This window comes from Ruegeria meonggei, assembly GCF_900172215.1.
GTDB classification, from domain to species: domain Bacteria; phylum Pseudomonadota; class Alphaproteobacteria; order Rhodobacterales; family Rhodobacteraceae; genus Ruegeria; species Ruegeria meonggei.
Genome location: NZ_FWFP01000005.1, coordinates 326,899 through 340,988, shown reverse-complemented (window position 1 = coordinate 340,988; position 14,090 = coordinate 326,899). Strand labels below are relative to the sequence as shown.

The 14,090-nt window shown below is 57.6% G+C and carries 20 protein-coding genes; 8 read left to right on the top strand and 12 right to left on the bottom strand.

Translation table 11 applies throughout. The features are described 5' to 3' along the window. Positions 1-61: 61 nt before the first annotated feature. The gene (locus RUM8411_RS10735; RefSeq protein WP_085822679.1) at positions 62-1,366 is read left to right on the top strand and encodes a methyltransferase family protein; all 1,305 of its coding nucleotides are present in this window, start codon (positions 62-64) and stop codon (positions 1,364-1,366) included. 170 nt (positions 1,367-1,536) lie between these two features. On the opposite strand, the gene RUM8411_RS10730 is transcribed toward RUM8411_RS10735, so the two are convergent. The 4 genes from RUM8411_RS10730 to RUM8411_RS10715 are packed head-to-tail and all read right to left on the bottom strand — an operon-like array spanning position 1,537 to position 4,452. Continuing rightward, positions 1,537-2,439: an OmpA family protein gene (locus RUM8411_RS10730; RefSeq protein ID WP_085822678.1), complete on the bottom strand. Its 903-nt coding sequence runs from the start codon at positions 2,437-2,439 to the stop codon at positions 1,537-1,539. Continuing rightward, positions 2,436-3,008, bottom strand: a complete 573-nt coding sequence (locus tag RUM8411_RS10725) for a peroxidase-related enzyme (RefSeq protein ID WP_085822677.1) — start codon at positions 3,006-3,008, stop codon at positions 2,436-2,438. The genes RUM8411_RS10730 and RUM8411_RS10725 overlap by 4 nt, the downstream gene beginning before the upstream one ends. Next, positions 3,005-3,733, bottom strand: a complete 729-nt coding sequence (locus tag RUM8411_RS10720) for a GNAT family N-acetyltransferase (protein ID WP_085822676.1) — start codon at positions 3,731-3,733, stop codon at positions 3,005-3,007. Before RUM8411_RS10720 ends, RUM8411_RS10725 begins: the two co-directional genes overlap by 4 nt. Beyond that, positions 3,730-4,452, bottom strand: a complete 723-nt coding sequence (locus tag RUM8411_RS10715; RefSeq protein ID WP_085822675.1) for a competence/damage-inducible protein A — start codon at positions 4,450-4,452, stop codon at positions 3,730-3,732. The genes RUM8411_RS10720 and RUM8411_RS10715 overlap by 4 nt, the downstream gene beginning before the upstream one ends. Before the next feature lie 50 nt (positions 4,453-4,502). On the opposite strand from RUM8411_RS10715, the gene sfsA reads away from it, so the two are divergent. From sfsA to map, 3 genes are all read left to right on the top strand, one after another. Beyond that, complete coding sequence (gene sfsA, locus RUM8411_RS10710; protein ID WP_085822674.1) at positions 4,503-5,216, top strand: DNA/RNA nuclease SfsA; 714 nt, start codon at positions 4,503-4,505, stop codon at positions 5,214-5,216. Positions 5,217-5,370: 154 nt separating this feature from the next. After that, positions 5,371-5,886 carry an SPFH domain-containing protein gene (locus tag RUM8411_RS10705; RefSeq protein WP_159453882.1) on the top strand — a complete coding sequence of 172 codons (516 nt, stop codon included), beginning with the start codon at positions 5,371-5,373 and terminating at the stop codon, positions 5,884-5,886. Positions 5,887-6,115: 229 nt separating this feature from the next. Next, positions 6,116-6,928 carry a type I methionyl aminopeptidase gene (gene map, locus RUM8411_RS10700; RefSeq protein ID WP_085822672.1) on the top strand — a complete coding sequence of 271 codons (813 nt, stop codon included), beginning with the start codon at positions 6,116-6,118 and terminating at the stop codon, positions 6,926-6,928. Here the strand turns inward: map and RUM8411_RS10695 are convergent. The 4 genes from RUM8411_RS10695 to RUM8411_RS10680 form a co-directional block, all read right to left on the bottom strand. Continuing rightward, positions 6,916-7,095 carry a hypothetical protein gene (locus RUM8411_RS10695; RefSeq protein WP_085822671.1) on the bottom strand — a complete coding sequence of 60 codons (180 nt, stop codon included), beginning with the start codon at positions 7,093-7,095 and terminating at the stop codon, positions 6,916-6,918. The two genes, map and RUM8411_RS10695, sit on opposite strands and share 13 nt — an antisense overlap. A 109-nt stretch (positions 7,096-7,204) precedes the next feature. Then, positions 7,205-7,552: a hypothetical protein gene (locus RUM8411_RS10690; RefSeq protein ID WP_143534873.1), complete on the bottom strand. Its 348-nt coding sequence runs from the start codon at positions 7,550-7,552 to the stop codon at positions 7,205-7,207. A gap of 150 nt (positions 7,553-7,702) precedes the next feature. After that, the gene (gene rsmD, locus RUM8411_RS10685) at positions 7,703-8,254 is read right to left on the bottom strand and encodes a 16S rRNA (guanine(966)-N(2))-methyltransferase RsmD (RefSeq protein WP_085822669.1); all 552 of its coding nucleotides are present in this window, start codon (positions 8,252-8,254) and stop codon (positions 7,703-7,705) included. Further along, positions 8,251-9,462, bottom strand: a complete 1,212-nt coding sequence (locus tag RUM8411_RS10680) for an NAD(P)/FAD-dependent oxidoreductase (RefSeq protein WP_085822668.1) — start codon at positions 9,460-9,462, stop codon at positions 8,251-8,253. Before RUM8411_RS10680 ends, rsmD begins: the two co-directional genes overlap by 4 nt. A 99-nt stretch (positions 9,463-9,561) precedes the next feature. Here RUM8411_RS10680 and RUM8411_RS10675 point away from each other — a divergent pair, with 99 nt between their 5' ends. From RUM8411_RS10675 to RUM8411_RS10660, 4 genes are all read left to right on the top strand, one after another. Next, on the top strand, positions 9,562-10,047 hold the full coding sequence (locus RUM8411_RS10675) for a peroxiredoxin (protein WP_085822667.1): 486 nt from the start codon (positions 9,562-9,564) through the stop codon (positions 10,045-10,047). A 102-nt stretch (positions 10,048-10,149) separates the two neighbouring features. Then, positions 10,150-10,395, top strand: coding sequence for a glycine zipper 2TM domain-containing protein (locus RUM8411_RS10670; RefSeq protein WP_085822666.1), 246 nt, complete (start codon positions 10,150-10,152; stop codon positions 10,393-10,395). 11 nt (positions 10,396-10,406) lie between these two features. Then, the gene (locus RUM8411_RS10665) at positions 10,407-10,754 is read left to right on the top strand and encodes an EF-hand domain-containing protein (RefSeq protein WP_234995193.1); all 348 of its coding nucleotides are present in this window, start codon (positions 10,407-10,409) and stop codon (positions 10,752-10,754) included. A gap of 52 nt (positions 10,755-10,806) precedes the next feature. Then, positions 10,807-11,118, top strand: a complete 312-nt coding sequence (locus tag RUM8411_RS10660; RefSeq protein WP_085822664.1) for a hypothetical protein — start codon at positions 10,807-10,809, stop codon at positions 11,116-11,118. On the opposite strand, the gene RUM8411_RS10655 is transcribed toward RUM8411_RS10660, so the two are convergent. From RUM8411_RS10655 to RUM8411_RS10640, 4 genes are read right to left on the bottom strand one after another with little or no spacing between them, the layout of a single operon-like run. Then, positions 11,115-11,408 carry a 4a-hydroxytetrahydrobiopterin dehydratase gene (locus RUM8411_RS10655; protein WP_085822663.1) on the bottom strand — a complete coding sequence of 98 codons (294 nt, stop codon included), beginning with the start codon at positions 11,406-11,408 and terminating at the stop codon, positions 11,115-11,117. The genes RUM8411_RS10660 and RUM8411_RS10655 overlap by 4 nt on opposite strands. After that, positions 11,405-12,592 carry a GNAT family N-acetyltransferase gene (locus RUM8411_RS10650; RefSeq protein ID WP_085822662.1) on the bottom strand — a complete coding sequence of 396 codons (1,188 nt, stop codon included), beginning with the start codon at positions 12,590-12,592 and terminating at the stop codon, positions 11,405-11,407. Before RUM8411_RS10650 ends, RUM8411_RS10655 begins: the two co-directional genes overlap by 4 nt. A gap of 45 nt (positions 12,593-12,637) precedes the next feature. Next, positions 12,638-13,405, bottom strand: a complete 768-nt coding sequence (locus RUM8411_RS10645) for a glycerophosphodiester phosphodiesterase family protein (protein WP_085822661.1) — start codon at positions 13,403-13,405, stop codon at positions 12,638-12,640. Beyond that, the gene (locus RUM8411_RS10640; RefSeq protein ID WP_085822660.1) at positions 13,402-13,857 is read right to left on the bottom strand and encodes a RidA family protein; all 456 of its coding nucleotides are present in this window, start codon (positions 13,855-13,857) and stop codon (positions 13,402-13,404) included. Before RUM8411_RS10640 ends, RUM8411_RS10645 begins: the two co-directional genes overlap by 4 nt. Positions 13,858-14,090: the final 233 nt, after the last annotated feature.

The window sequence follows — 14,090 nt, the reverse complement described above, 5'->3', positions numbered from 1 at the left end:
AGCAGCAGTGTATTTAAAGCCCTTGGCAGTATACCGCTTGATTGGTGATGAGGCAGGCAGAATGCGTACAGCGGTTCGAACCGACTACAATGCCGGACAATCCGAACTTGGCACTGATTCGGCGCCATCAACGCGCCCCGCGTCTGCCGTAAGCGAGGTGACCGGGCTAATTGGCGTAGTTGCACTATTCGGTGCAATTACCGCTGCCATCTATTTCGACACAACGCTGCCTCAGTCCATTTTTCTGCTAATGTCCGGGGCCGCAATCCCAATGATTGCATCGACAATACTGTTGGATAAAGCCCATTTGAGATCGTCCACCGGCTTGGATTACGGACTGAATCGCCAACGATCTGAAGTAGCTTCGATTACGATCACCAAAACTTTGGGCCTTGGGGCAACTCTTTTTGTCATCGCGCTAGCCTACCAGATTATCCCAACTTATGACACATCCAAGTATCAAATTGTCCGGGCTCTGACGGCACTTGTATTTCCTTTTCTATGGGTGTTTTCACCCGTGTACATCGCCTTCACAACCCGGCACATGATCGAGCCGCGTGACGAGCTTTGGCATTTTGGGAAGTTTGTTACTTTTCAGTTTTCTGCCGTGGATATGACATATGTTAAGGACCATTGCAGGGCGTGGCTGGTCAAAGGGTTCTTTCTCGCGTTTATGGTCTCGATCCTGCCGATGATTGTGCACTCAGTGGTCAATTCCAACTTGGATCGGGTATTTGGTGAGCCGGTTCTGATCATTCTGTATCTTGTCCAAGTTTCGTTTCTTGTGGATGTGTGTATCGGGACCATCGGGTATGTTTGCACATTCAAAGTTCTCGACTCGCACATCAGATCTGCAAACCCGTTTCTATCTGGTTGGGTTGCAGCTTTGATTTGCTACCCTCCATTCGTGATAATGCACTCCGGCGGACCGCTTGACTATCGCGGAGGGACACAAGAATGGGGGGTTTGGTTGGCCGATCAACCTACGGTTTTGATCCTGTGGGGTAGCGTTATCTTATTGCTGGCGGCAACCTACGCTTGGGCTACGGTTGCATTTGGAATCAGATTCTCGAACTTGACACATCGCGGGATCATCACGACCGGCCCGTTCCGCTATGTTAAGCACCCTGCCTATTTGTCCAAGAACCTCATGTGGTGGATGGTCTACATGCCATTTCTTTCAGTTATGGGCACTACTGCAGCGATACAGAGCTGTATTTTGTTGCTGGGCGTAAACGCTGTGTATTTCGCACGCGCCAAGACAGAAGAAAAACATTTGATGGCAGATGAAGACTACCGGAAATACGCAGAATGGATCAGAACTAACGGTTTGTTTGCGCGCCACTTAAGACGCCGTGACATCTAAATTGGCGTCGGAATGGCTGCGAACCAGTTAGCGTTTCCCACTGCAAATAAAAATATTCTCCCTCGGTGCTCCACAACGACCCGGGCCTATGTGCTGGTCTTTTTTGCCATTTACGATACCCATGGGTGCCAGGTCACTTCGAGTCGGCGTTAAGCGCCATTTCTCTGCGGTTAGTTAACCAACAAAACAGCTTCGACCCGACGGTTTTCGTCGCGTCCTTCAGGCGTCGCGTTTGAGGTCAGCGGAGCCAGATACCCGATGCCACGCGCCTCGACCCGAGCGGCGGCAACGCCGTATTTTTCGATCAGGCGCGCCCGCACGGCCTGCGCGCGTCCGGTGCTGACCGAGATATTGGCATCCAGCGCGCCGGTGTCGTCCGTATGTCCCACTAGCGCCAGACGAGTTCCCGGGTTGTCGGACAGAAACCCCGAAATCAGCGCCAAAGACGTAAACGGTCCCACGCCAAGCGTCATCTCACCGGTGCGAAAATGCAGATCGTCCAGAATGATATGCCCGTTCTGTTCAAGTACTGACAGCAGGTCACCTGGCTGACTGACGTTTTCTTCGATCACCAGCGGTGGCGGGGTTTCGCCATCAACCGGGGTGACCCGGACCATCTGCACATAGCCATCAGGTGCGTTGCGGCTGACAAGCAAGCTCAGAACCTCGTCCCCACGGGTGGCAGACAAAAAGCGATAGTCCTGAATGGCCACATACATATCGGGGGTCGGGACAACCTCAGTCCCGAAGCGGAAATCAAAGCCACCACAAACGCGGGCCTCGCATTCAAACAGAACGTCATATCCCTGCGCCGTGATCTGATCGCGCAGCGGTGCCAGCAATTGCAACGTCGTGCTGGACCCCGATTGCAACCGCCAGGTCAACTGCTCGACCCGCCCTTCGACCGAGCGCGCGGGCACTTGACCCTCGGCATACGGACCTGTTGGCAGATCATAACTGTCCAGCGGGCTGACACGATCACTGATCTGTCGTGCCCCAGATGGCAGCGTCAGGTCTTGCGCCACAACCGGGGTGGTCAGCAGGCACAGGCAGAGGGCAATCTGTCGGATCATCGGGCCTGCGTATGATATTCGTCGTTCGGAGCCATCGCCGTGGCACTGGCAACCCGGTTCGACATGTTGAAAAATCCGGCCACGTTGGCAATGTCCCAGATGTCGCGGTCCTTGAAACCTGCATCGCGCAGGCGCTGGCGGTCGTGCTCTTCGATCTCGGTACTGGCCGTGGTCATTTTGGCGGCGAAATCCAGCATCGCCCTCTGACGGCTGTCCAGCGGGGCAACCCGGTAATTCATCACCAACATCTCACCCAGCTGAGGATTTCCAGATAACTGCCGAACAGCGGCACCATGCGCCACAAGGCAATAAAAGCACTTGTTGATCGCCGACACCACAACTGCGATCATTTCGCGTTCCAGTTTGCTCAGTCCGCTTTCGGCCAGCATCAGATCGTTATACATCGCCGTGAAACCGTTCAGCTTTTCGATGTCGAACGCATAAGCCCGCAGGACATTTGGCACAAAGCCCAGTTTTTCCACGCAGATATCAAAGTACTTTTGCGTCTCGGGCGGCAGGGTATCTGCCATGGGCAGATTCAGTGCGGTAGGCAGGGTTTGGTCGGTCACGTCGGGCTCTCTCCTTGGACAAGCTGACGGTAATGGTATTCTCCGGCGATCTCCATCCCGAGCGTGCGATAAAGCCCGTTGGCCCCCGCATTTGCCTTGGTGCAAATTACGCCAAGGGTGTGTGCGCCATTGTCTCGTGCCCAAAAGGCCGCGGCGCGCATCGCCCATTGCCCCAGCCCTTGACGGCGATGCGTGGGCAGAATTTCCAGCGCGTGTACCACGGCAACACCATCGTGCATGGCCACAAATCCTGTGCCTGCGGGGTGATCCTGATGGCGTATCAACAGGCCGGTTTTAGGACCCTGCACCCGTTCCATCACCGCGAGCCGTTGCGGACCTATACCGCCCTGCGCCCAGATTTCCCGCATGATCGACAACGGCTCCCAGGTGGTGAAAACGGTCACCGGGGGTAGTGGTAGATCGGTCAGGTGATCAACCGGGCAGGTATAGATATTGACCGGGTCCAGAATCTGATACCCGCGGTTTTTCAACTGATCATCCAGCCTCTCATCCCCGGGCCACAGGCAAAAGATGTGCTTTTGGCCCATCGCCTGCATCGCAGCCTCGGCCGTGTTGATATCATCGTTGGTCACCAAACCCTGCGCGTTCGCCGCAGACACGCGAGAGCCGCCGCCCTGCCCCTGGCGCAGTTTAAACGGACCCAGCCGCTGATACCGCGCCGCAGGCCAAGTAGCGTCGACAATGTCAGACCAGCTATCGGTCACAGATCAAGCTCTTTCGCAAGCCGGGTGGTCGCCGCATCAATGCGGGCGCCATCGGTGCCGCGTACGACCACATTGGCACCAAAGACACCGTTGATCTGGAACGGGTAGCAGCCAATGGAGAGGTCCGCGAACGCGTCTGCCACCGCCGAAAGGGTGGCAGCAATGTCGCCTTCACCCCGGTCCACCCGCAAAGTTTGCGACAAAAGAGGGCTGCCCCCAGTCAGGCCGGGCAGCACACTGGCAACCATCGCCTGAAACACCAGCGGAACCCCGGCCATTACATGGACGTTTTCAAGGGTGAACCCCGGCGCGGTCGAGACCGGATTGTCGATCAGCGCCGCCCCGTCGGGAATGCGCGCCATACGCAGGCGGGCGGCGTTCAGTTCCAGCCCCGATTTGTCGTAGTGCGCCTGCAGCAGGGCACGTGCATCGTCGCGGATACCGATATGCGCGCCAAAGGCACGTGCGATGCAATCGGCGGTGATATCGTCATGGGTCGGCCCGATGCCACCGCTGGTGAACACCGTGTCATGGGCCTGGGACAGCGCCTTTACAGCGGCCTCAATAGCAGGGGCATCGTCGCTGACAATCCGTACCTCTTGCAGGTCAATGCCGTGCTTGGTCAGTTCCTGCGCCAGGTAATGCATGTTCGCATCGCGGGTCCGCCCCGAGAGGATCTCATCCCCGATCACCAGCATTGCAGCGGTTGGATTGGCCATGGCGCGCTCTCCCCTTGATCGACCCTTGACGCAGGTATAGGCCCTGAGACATGCGCTTTGAAACCCCCCTTGTCCCCGCCCGCCTGATCCGCCGCTACAAACGCTTTCTGGCGGATTGCAGGCTGGAGGATGGGCAAGAGATCACCGCCCATTGCGCCAATCCCGGCAGCATGATGGGACTGGCCGAACCCGGCGAGAAAATCTGGCTGGAGCCCAACGACGATCCGAAGAAAAAGCTGAAATTCGGTTGGCGGCTCGTGGATCATGAAAACGGCCATTTCACCGGGGTGGATACCTCCGTTCCAAATCGGGCCTTGCGGGCAGCACTGATGGCGCAGGAAATCCCGGAACTGGCCGCCTATGAAACCGTCAAGCCCGAGGTGAAGTACGGCCAGAACAGCCGCATCGACTTTCTGCTGACGCAGCCCGGCCTGCCGGATACGTATGTCGAGGTCAAATGCGTGACCCTGTCACGCCAACCCGGTCTGGCCGAGTTCCCCGACAGCGTCACTGCCCGCGGCACCAAACATCTGGGCGAGCTTGTGTCGATGATAAAACAGGGCCACCGCGCGATCCTGCTGTATCTGGTCCAGCGCACCGACTGCGACCGCTTCGCGCTGGCCGCTGATATCGACCCGACCTATGCGGCGGCCTTTGAGGACGCGCAGGCGCAGGGGGTGGAAAAGCTGATCTATACGACACGGATTTCGCCCAAGGGGGTTTGGGTGAACCTGACCGAGACCGGAGCATTCAGGACGAAGTGAGTGGGGCGATTTTGCGCCCTTTTCTGACACTTTCCCAAAACAGAATTGGACCACAGGTTTGACGAAAATGGCTCGCCGGTTGGCCTTGGTCTCTAGGATTGCTATGCAACCAGAGGAGTATATTTTCGAGCAAAAATTTTGAAGGAGCGTGGCTTTGCGTATCGGAATTTTGTTGATCTTCGTGGTGGTATTGCCTTTGAGCGTCGTCGCCCAGCCACCTACTCTGGGTTGCGGGATTTTTACAGTTCCTCCCGAAAGCGAAGCTCTAGTTTTCGGCAAGGATGGGGGCATAAAGCGAAAGGTGCGCCCCGGCCGACATACATGTGTCCCATTTTTTGAAACCGTTTTGATCGAAAAAACAATACCGGAGAGACGCGAAGATATCGAAAGCTCGCGATCTATTGATGGTTGCAAAGCCACAGTTTCAGTAATCTGGAAAATATCCGATTTGGAGACTTACCATATTGAGGGAAGTGAAACTGCCGCAATCGCTAAAATACAGGATTTGATACAAGAAACTCTAGGATTCCCGGAGGCAGCAATGATTGACCGCGAGACTGTTTCAAGTCACCTGCAGTCTGCCTTTCGCGAAAGGAACCAAGAGTTTGAACAAGTTGGGGTGGATTACATTCGCTCTTTCGTGCGCCTTGAAAACTGTGCCCAAGAGTAGAATATTGATAGGAGCCAACGACAGCTTCGTCCCGCATAGCAGCCGTTTTTACTCCTGTCCTATTTAGCATAGTATTCAGTGAATGCCTCCGCCCGACCGCGACAATCCGACCAATCCTTGAAGTCGTGGCGAATATCCCCATCTAAACCCGCGACCCAACGCCCTCTGGTACTTTCTGCACAAGCAGCGTAAAAGAGGTGCTGCGCGAAATATTTGGAGCTCCGCACCGATGAAAGACCATCGTGGCCGTCTGACCAAGGACGGTATTCGCATCTATGAACAAAGTGACTTTGCTGGCATGCATGCCGCAGGGGCTTTGTCCGCGCGGATTCTTGACGATATCGCCGATCATGTCTTTGTCGGCCAGACCACGGGTGAGATCGACCGGCTGATCACGCAGATGGTCGAAGACGCCGGCGCGACGTCAGCGACCATTGGCTATAAGGGGTATGAGCACGCCAGTTGTATCAGCGTCAATCATGTGGTCTGCCACGGCATTCCCGGTGACAAAAAGCTGAAGGATGGTGATATCCTGAACATCGACGTCACCGCCATCGTGGACGGCTGGTTCGGCGATACGTCACGCATGTATGTGGCCGGAAAACTGCCGCGCAAGGCCGAACGGCTGGTTCAGGTCACCCATGACGCACTGTTCAAGGGCATCGAGATGGTCAAGCCGGGCAATACCTTCGGCGATATCGGCCACGCAATTCAGGCCTATGTCGAGGCGCAGCGGATGAGCGTTGTGCGCGATTTCTGCGGCCACGGTCTGGGTCGGGTGTTTCACGCGCCGCCAAATGTGCTGCATTATGGCCGTCCGGGCACCGGTGCCAAGCTGGAAGAGGGCATGTTCTTCACCATCGAACCCATGGTGAACCTCGGCCGCCCCGAAACCAAAACGCTGGCCGATGACTGGACCGCCGTGACCCGCGACAAGTCGCTGTCGGCACAGTTCGAACACTCGGTGGGTGTGACGGCAGATGGGGTTGAGATCTTTACCCTGTCACCAGGCAACAGGTTCCACCCGACCTATTCGTCCTGATCAGCGGCCTGATCGCGCAGCAGTTTCAGCAACAACGTCTCGTGACCCCATGGCGTGACCGCGTCGTGGATGAACACCGGCGCGCGCCGCGGCTTGGGCGGCGGTCCGGTAGAGGTGTCACTTTGTGGTTTGACGGCCCAGAACGGGCCCGGCAAGGCTCGGTCCATGCCCCGAGCCTAGCACAGATGGATCAACTCTCCAAAACTGTGGGGTATCAGACATCCCGACAGGCAGGCCACATCTTGCCATGTGACCCGCTGGCGCAAAACCTGACCCTCAAGCAACCGTGCATGTCCCCTTGTCGTTTTTCTGGACGGCACCCTTTATCCTCATGTCGTATTCCATTGTTGTGTAATCCACGACAAAGGTGACCACATCACTTCCCTGTATCAACAGGAACGTCATTGTGTTCAGGCCCGGAAAAATACTGGCTTCCCCTTCCAGTGTATCCGTCGCAATGAACCCTTTGTCGGATCCACCGGACCGAGAGAGGGTCACCCCTTTTTGGTCGACGTCGGACACGCAGTTGACGGAAAACTCGTCCAAATTGATTTCCGATTGGGCCAAGGCTGCCGAGGCAGAAAGCCCCCCGACCAACAGCATTGAGACAGTTCTGAGAAGCATTCGCGCACCTTGCAGTTGAGTTAAGTTCAGCGCGTCTAGATGCGAATCTGGTCCGAAATGTGACCGGAAATTGTTAAGAACGGTCTCGTCGGAAAGGCCATCCGGCAACCGGCTATCGCGGCCGGGCTCCAACTGTTGATCCAGATGAAATTACGCGGTCCACATCAGGGAAATATGCGTATCCCCATACTTTCGCGCGCTCTGCAGTGTGAACCCTTCCGGCGCGTCCATCGGGGCGTTTTCCTCCCAGACCAGCAGGGCATCGTCACCAATCCATTGCCCAGCCACCGCCCCTGAGATCGCCTTTTGGCCAAGCGACTTACCATAGGGTGGATCGAGGAAGATCAGATCATAGGGCGGGCCGGGATTGTCGCCCAATCGGGTTGCGTCGCGACGGATCAGATCGGTGCGGTCGGCACTGCGGGTCAGATCGATGTTCTTGAGGATCAACCCCTGCGCCACGCGGCCATCATCCACAAAAGTAACATGGGACGCACCGCGCGACAGGGCCTCAAGCCCCAGCGCGCCGGTGCCTGCAAACAGATCCAGCACGCGCAGACCATCAAAGTCGATCTGATGGGTCAGAACGTTGAACAGGCTTTCGCGCACCCGGTCGGTGGTCGGGCGCAAATGCGCCCCCACATCCCCTTTGCCAACCGAGGCCAAAGCACGGCCCCGGAACTCTCCGGCGATGATCCTCACGCTTTGAGCAGCGGTTTCAGGTCCGCCTCGGGGTCAGCGACAATCTCCGGATCAGCGGTTTTGCCCGCATCAATCAGGCGCTTTCCGACCATGTATGCCCGCGGATCATTCATCGCATCTACCGCGATCAACTGATCGCCCTTGTAGTACCAGAAGGATACGGTCTGGCCCGCGCCCCTGCGGGTCACAACGCGGTCATAGCCCGTGTTCAGGCCAGCGATCTGCAGTTTGACATCGTATTGATCCGACCAGAACCACGGCGTCGCTGTATAGTCCTTGGCCGCGCCCAGCATGTTCTGGGCCACGATCTCGGCCTGATCAATTGCATTGGGGACGCTTTCCAGACGGATGCGGTCGCCCGCGTGTGGGAACGATGCACAATCGCCCGCCGCCCAGATCGACGGATCAGACGTCCGTCCTTGCGCGTCGGTCTTGATGCCGTTCTCCAGCTCCAGCCCGGCCAGTTCAGCCAGATGGGTTGCGGGCGCAATGCCCACGCCGACAACAACGAAATCGACCTGCAATTCGGTGCCGTCGGTCAGCACCGCACCGGTGACTTTGCCCGCGTCACCCACCAGACGATCCAATCCGACGCCCTCGCGGATATCGGCCCCGTATTCCGAATGCAGGGCACGAAAGTAATCGCTGGTCTCGGGCGCAGCGACGCGTTGCAGGATACGGTCGGCCATCTCAACCAACGTGACTTTGACCCCGCGCTTTGCGCATACGGCAGCAGCCTCTAGCCCGATATAGCCGCCCCCTACGATCAACGCGCGGGCACCTTCGGTCACGGACGGCCCCATGTCATCGACATGGGCCAAATCGCGCACCACATGCACGCCGTCAAGATCGCCGCCAATCGCGCCCGGAAGGCGGCGTGGGTCGGATCCGGTGGTCAGGGCCAGCTCGTCATAAGAAATCACCTCATCGCCCAGCGTCACGGTCTTGGCTTGCGGATCAATCGCGGTGACGCGATCCCCAAGCCGCAGGGTGATGTTGTTCTCGGTGTAAAAACTCTCGGGCCGCAGGAACAGGCGTTCCAATTCCATCTCGCCCAACAGATAAGCCTTGGACAAAGGCGGGCGCTGATAAGGCAGATGCGGTTCGGCACCGATCAGGGTGATCTCGCCCTCAAACCCGTCCTTGCGCAGCTTTGCAACAAGCGACGACCCCGCCTGCCCTGCACCGATCACGACAATATGGCTCATGTTCCTCCCACCCTGTCGAATTCCCGTGGTCACATCCACCTGGTCACCTATATTGCGGCAGAGCCCGACTCTGCAAATCCAATCGACAGGAGCATAAAAATGATTTCAACAGGTGACACACTGCCCGATGCCACACTGATCCAGATGGGTGCGAATGGCCCCGAGGAGGTTCGGATTTCAAGCAAGACAAAGGGCCGTAAAGTCGTGGTTTTTGCGGTGCCCGGAGCGTTTACCGGCACCTGCACCACAGCGCATGTGCCCAGCTTCATGCGCACCAAGGATCAGTTCAACGCCAAAGGCGTGGACGAAATCATCTGCGTGGCCGTCAATGATCCGTTCGTAATGGGCGCCTGGGGCGAATCTACCGGTGCAACCGCTGCCGGGCTGACCATGCTATCGGATGCGGCATCGGAATTCACCAAAGCCCTCGGCATGGATTTCGACGCCCCGCCAGCGGGTCTGTTCGCGCGCTCAAAACGCTATGCCATGGTCGTTGAGAACGGCAAAGTGACCGCTCTGAACCTGGAAGAAAACCCCGGCACCTGCGAGATTTCCGCAGGCGAGGGTCTGCTGGACGCGATCTAGAAACGGGTGGCCCCGGTACACCCCGGGGCCATGACCGTTTATTAACTTGATGCACCGCCCTGATCTGCCAATAGTTGTGGCATACAGTCAGGGAGTTCATTTATGAAACAGAAATTAGTTATGCTTTTACTTGGAACTGCGGGGGCATTGGCTGCCTGCGGTCCGGCCCCGACACCGCAGCAGCAAGCCGCACGTCAGCATGAGATCGCCTGCCTAGGCGGCACATTGGGCGGCGCATTGATCGGCGGGGCCATCGGCAACCAGTTCGGTGGCGGCTCGGGCAAAACCATCCTGACGGCGGCAGGCGCTGCCGCGGGTGGTTTCGAAGGTCAGAGATACGCATGCTGAGGAGAACCGGAATGAAACGTGGATTTATCGCTGCTGCAGCCATTCTGCTGGCCGGTGTTGCCTCGGCTGAAACCGTGGCGGAGCTGCATGAGAACGAACTGAAAGCCATAGACACCAACAATGATGGATTTCTGTCGAAAGACGAGTTCAACGCCTTTTCCGATTACGCCTTTCAGACGATGGATGAGGACAAGAACGGAACGCTGGGTCTGGACGAGGCCAAGCCATTTCTGGACATAAAGCAGTTTCAAGGCATTGATCGCGACCGTGACAACGCTATTTCCAGAGCGGAATACGACGCACAGATGAACGATGATTTCCTGGCAGCCGACAAGAACGAGAACGGCCAGCTGGATTAAAACGGACGGCCCTGCATACAGCGGGGCCGGACCATTCAGACAGGGGCTTGCGATGACGAAATGGGCGTTTATTGGCGTTATGGGTATTTTGGCCGCTTGCGATGTGCCACAGGCCCCAGTGGTGACCGGCCCCGACGGTCAGCCACGCATTCAGATCAGTACCAGCGGACTAACCTGTTACAACAATCGCTGTCTGGACATTAACCCAGCCGCGCGCAGTGTCCGTCAGATCGGCAACCGCACGACCCGCATTCCCGGCAATATCGACGTCAGCAGTGGCAGTGTGACACCGGGCGAGTTCCGGCAGATGGCCACCACGGCATCTTTGGCGGGCGGCGAAGGGTCTCAGAGCGACCGCGGCTAAACCAGACTGTCCATCTTGCGCGCCAGCTTGGCATCCAGAGAAGACAGGCCACCCACATCATGGGTGGACAGCACAACCTTGACCGTGCGGTAAACGTTCGACCATTCAGGGTGGTGGTTCCACTTCTCAGCGAAAATCGCGACCTGCGTCATCCAGCCAAAAGCGTGGACGAAATCCTCGAAGATAAAGGTCTTGGTGATCGCGTCCCGGTCTTCGACCATGGTCCAGCCGTTCTTGAACAGCGGGTCCAACAGGGGGCCGCGGGTCTCGGTTGACAATAGTTCGGTCATTGCTGCTCCTCCGGGTTCGATTTTCTGAACGGTCCGTAATCCGTCAGAATCTCGATCTCTTCTCCCACTGCGTGGGCCTCGGCGTCCAGATAATTTTTAATCGCATCCGCAAAGCCCGGGTCGCCGACCCAATGCAAGCTATGCGTGCGTGTCGGTAAGTAGCCACGCGCCAGTTTGTGTTCACCCTGCGCGCCGGCCTCAACCCGGGACAGCCCTTCGGCAATGGCAAAGTCAATCGCCCTATAGTAGCACAGTTCGAAATGCAGACAGGGGTGGTGTTCGACGCAACCCCAATAGCGGCCAAAAAGCGTTTCACGCCCGATAAAGTTCAACGCGCCCGCAATAGGGTAGCCATTGCGCTCGGCCAACACCAGCGCCAAGTCATCCGCCATGGTTTCCTGTGCAATATCAAAGAATTGCCGCGTCAGATAAGGCGACCCCCATTTGCGCGCACCGGTATCCTGATAGAACTGCCAGAAGGCATCCCAATGTTCGGGGCGCAGTGTGGGGCCGGTATAGGTGCGAATCTCGCCGCCGAATGCACAGGCTTGGGCGCGTTCCTTGCGGATATTCTTGCGCTTGCGCGAAGATAGCACATCCAGAAACCCGTCAAAATCCGCATATCCGTCGTTGAGCCAGTGAAACTGTTGCGACGTACGCAGCATCAAGCCCATCTGTTCGCCCGCCAACGCCTCATCCTCGGTACAGAATGTTGCGTGCAGGGATGAGACCTGATTGTCCGCCGCCAGTTGCACCGCCCCCTGCACCAGCGCCGACATGCCGATCCCTTCATAGCCTGGGCGCACCAGAAAACGCCGCCCCGTGGCGGGTGTAAAAGGCACCGCGACTTGCAGTTTCGGATAATACCGCCCGCCTGCATTTTCGTAGGCATGGGCCCAGTTGTGGTCAAAGATATACTCACCCTGGCTGTGCGATTTGGCATACATCGGAGCCGCCGCAATCAGCATCCCGTCCAGATAGGTGGTCAGGTATTGCGGTTGCCAGCCGGTGCCGCGCCCAACCGACCCGCTTTCTTCAAGCGCCAACAGGAACCGGTGTGTGGTGAAGGGATCAAGCGGGCGGCCTCCATCGGCCACCTCAGGACAGGCGCAATTGTCCCACTCGGTCGCAGAAATCTGCGCCAGAGATGCCAGTACCTGAACCTCGATATGTGCCTGATCCATATACCCTCCGCCTGTGGTCTTTATCTGTGACTGCCGGGCGAGGGTTCAACCCGGATGAATGGCCAAATACCCCTCAAAAGTCACATTGTCGGCAATGGTGCGGGCTTCAGCCTCTTGTTTGGGCGAGCGCACGGTCCAGCACAGGATCGGCACGCCCTGCGCCTTTAACGCGGCCACGCGGGGCCGGGCCAGCTCCTTGACCTCATGACTGATGAAACTGGCACCAACGCGGTCGAAATCGGGGATCCCACGCAGGTGATCGCATACATCCTGCGGCAAAAGCTCGACCTTTGGCTGATAAGAGCCCGTCACGATGCCCCGCGGCAGATGAGGGGCCAGCCGTCCCAGTTCAGCCACCGAATGAGGGTTGAAAGACATCACAGCCACAGGGCCGTCATAGCCCTGCAAGGCGCGCACCGCGTCCTGTTCCAACGGGCCGACTGCCGGACCCATTGCGCCATCCTGATCCTTGAGTTCGATCAGCAGCGGCACTTTTCCAGCCACCATCTTAAGCACTTCGTCCAGCGCTGGAATGCCGTCATCCGCGTGCAGCAACGGCGTGTCCAGCGCTTGATCGGCAGTGATCTGCCGGATCGGGCCGGGTTGGCCGGTCAGGCGGGTCATGTCATAGTCATGAAACACCATCGCCCGGTTGTCCGATGTCAGTTGCAGGTCGATTTCAATCCCGTATCCGGCTGCAACGGCGGCCCGAATGGCCGCCCGGCTGTTTTCCGGGCGGTTATCCGAGATGTCGTGCAACGCCCGATGCGCGATCGGGATTTGCAGGAAAACGGATGGCAGGGACGGTGTCATTGAACCTCGAAAATACCTTCGATTTCCACTGCCACGCCCAAAGGCAGTGACGCCGCGCTGACAGCAGACCGTGAATGACGTCCGGCATCGCCCAGCGCTTCGACCAAGAAATCCGATGCACCGTTGATGACCTGTGGTTGCGCGGTGAAATCGGCGGTTGAGTTGACGAAACCGGTCAACTTGATCACCCGCACCAGCTTGTTGATATCACCGTCGCAGGCGGCCTTGACCTGTGCCAACAGGTTGATGGCACAGACTTTGGCTGCGGCCGCGCCAGCCTCGATCTCCATGTCATCGCCCAGCTTGCCGGTGATCAGATCGTCATCCTTCGAAATCTGTCCCGAGACATACACAATATTGCCGAGGCGTACGAAAGGCACATAGTTAGCCGCCGGTGCGGGGGCGTCCGGCAGGGCAACACCCAGGCCTTCTAATCTTGCAGCAATGCTCATCAGGTATCCTCCCAAGCTTTGAGTCGGGGTGAAGCTAACCGGGAAGACAGGGTTCGGAAAGTGCGAAAACGGCGAGGTATCTCGCCCATTTGGTGGGCATAACTCTTCTTATTCCGAAGTGTTGAACTTGTGTCACTTTACCTCTGCCTATCTGGCGGGTTAAACGCTAGCTGTTTCATAATGGCTGTGGAACAGCTATGGACATCGGATTGGGCCGCGTACAACGGCCGCAG

Coding starts and splice junctions, on each gene's coding strand:
- RUM8411_RS10680 (WP_085822668.1), bottom strand. CDS start 9,462: ATGAGCCATATTGTCGTGATCGGTGCAGGGCAGGCGGGGTCGTCGCTT.
- RUM8411_RS10660 (WP_085822664.1), top strand. CDS start 10,807: ATGACGAAATGGGCGTTTATTGGCGTTATGGGTATTTTGGCCGCTTGC.
- RUM8411_RS10735 (WP_085822679.1), top strand. CDS start 62: ATGCGTACAGCGGTTCGAACCGACTACAATGCCGGACAATCCGAACTT.
- RUM8411_RS10640 (WP_085822660.1), bottom strand. CDS start 13,857: ATGAGCATTGCTGCAAGATTAGAAGGCCTGGGTGTTGCCCTGCCGGAC.
- RUM8411_RS10645 (WP_085822661.1), bottom strand. CDS start 13,405: ATGACACCGTCCCTGCCATCCGTTTTCCTGCAAATCCCGATCGCGCAT.
- RUM8411_RS10675 (WP_085822667.1), top strand. CDS start 9,562: ATGATTTCAACAGGTGACACACTGCCCGATGCCACACTGATCCAGATG.
- RUM8411_RS10690 (WP_143534873.1), bottom strand. CDS start 7,552: ATGCTTCTCAGAACTGTCTCAATGCTGTTGGTCGGGGGGCTTTCTGCC.
- RUM8411_RS10695 (WP_085822671.1), bottom strand. CDS start 7,095: ATGGACCGAGCCTTGCCGGGCCCGTTCTGGGCCGTCAAACCACAAAGT.
- RUM8411_RS10665 (WP_234995193.1), top strand. CDS start 10,407: ATGAAACGTGGATTTATCGCTGCTGCAGCCATTCTGCTGGCCGGTGTT.
- map (WP_085822672.1), top strand. CDS start 6,116: ATGAAAGACCATCGTGGCCGTCTGACCAAGGACGGTATTCGCATCTAT.
- RUM8411_RS10650 (WP_085822662.1), bottom strand. CDS start 12,592: ATGGATCAGGCACATATCGAGGTTCAGGTACTGGCATCTCTGGCGCAG.
- RUM8411_RS10715 (WP_085822675.1), bottom strand. CDS start 4,452: ATGGCCAATCCAACCGCTGCAATGCTGGTGATCGGGGATGAGATCCTC.
- RUM8411_RS10730 (WP_085822678.1), bottom strand. CDS start 2,439: ATGATCCGACAGATTGCCCTCTGCCTGTGCCTGCTGACCACCCCGGTT.
- RUM8411_RS10655 (WP_085822663.1), bottom strand. CDS start 11,408: ATGACCGAACTATTGTCAACCGAGACCCGCGGCCCCCTGTTGGACCCG.
- RUM8411_RS10670 (WP_085822666.1), top strand. CDS start 10,150: ATGAAACAGAAATTAGTTATGCTTTTACTTGGAACTGCGGGGGCATTG.
- sfsA (WP_085822674.1), top strand. CDS start 4,503: ATGCGCTTTGAAACCCCCCTTGTCCCCGCCCGCCTGATCCGCCGCTAC.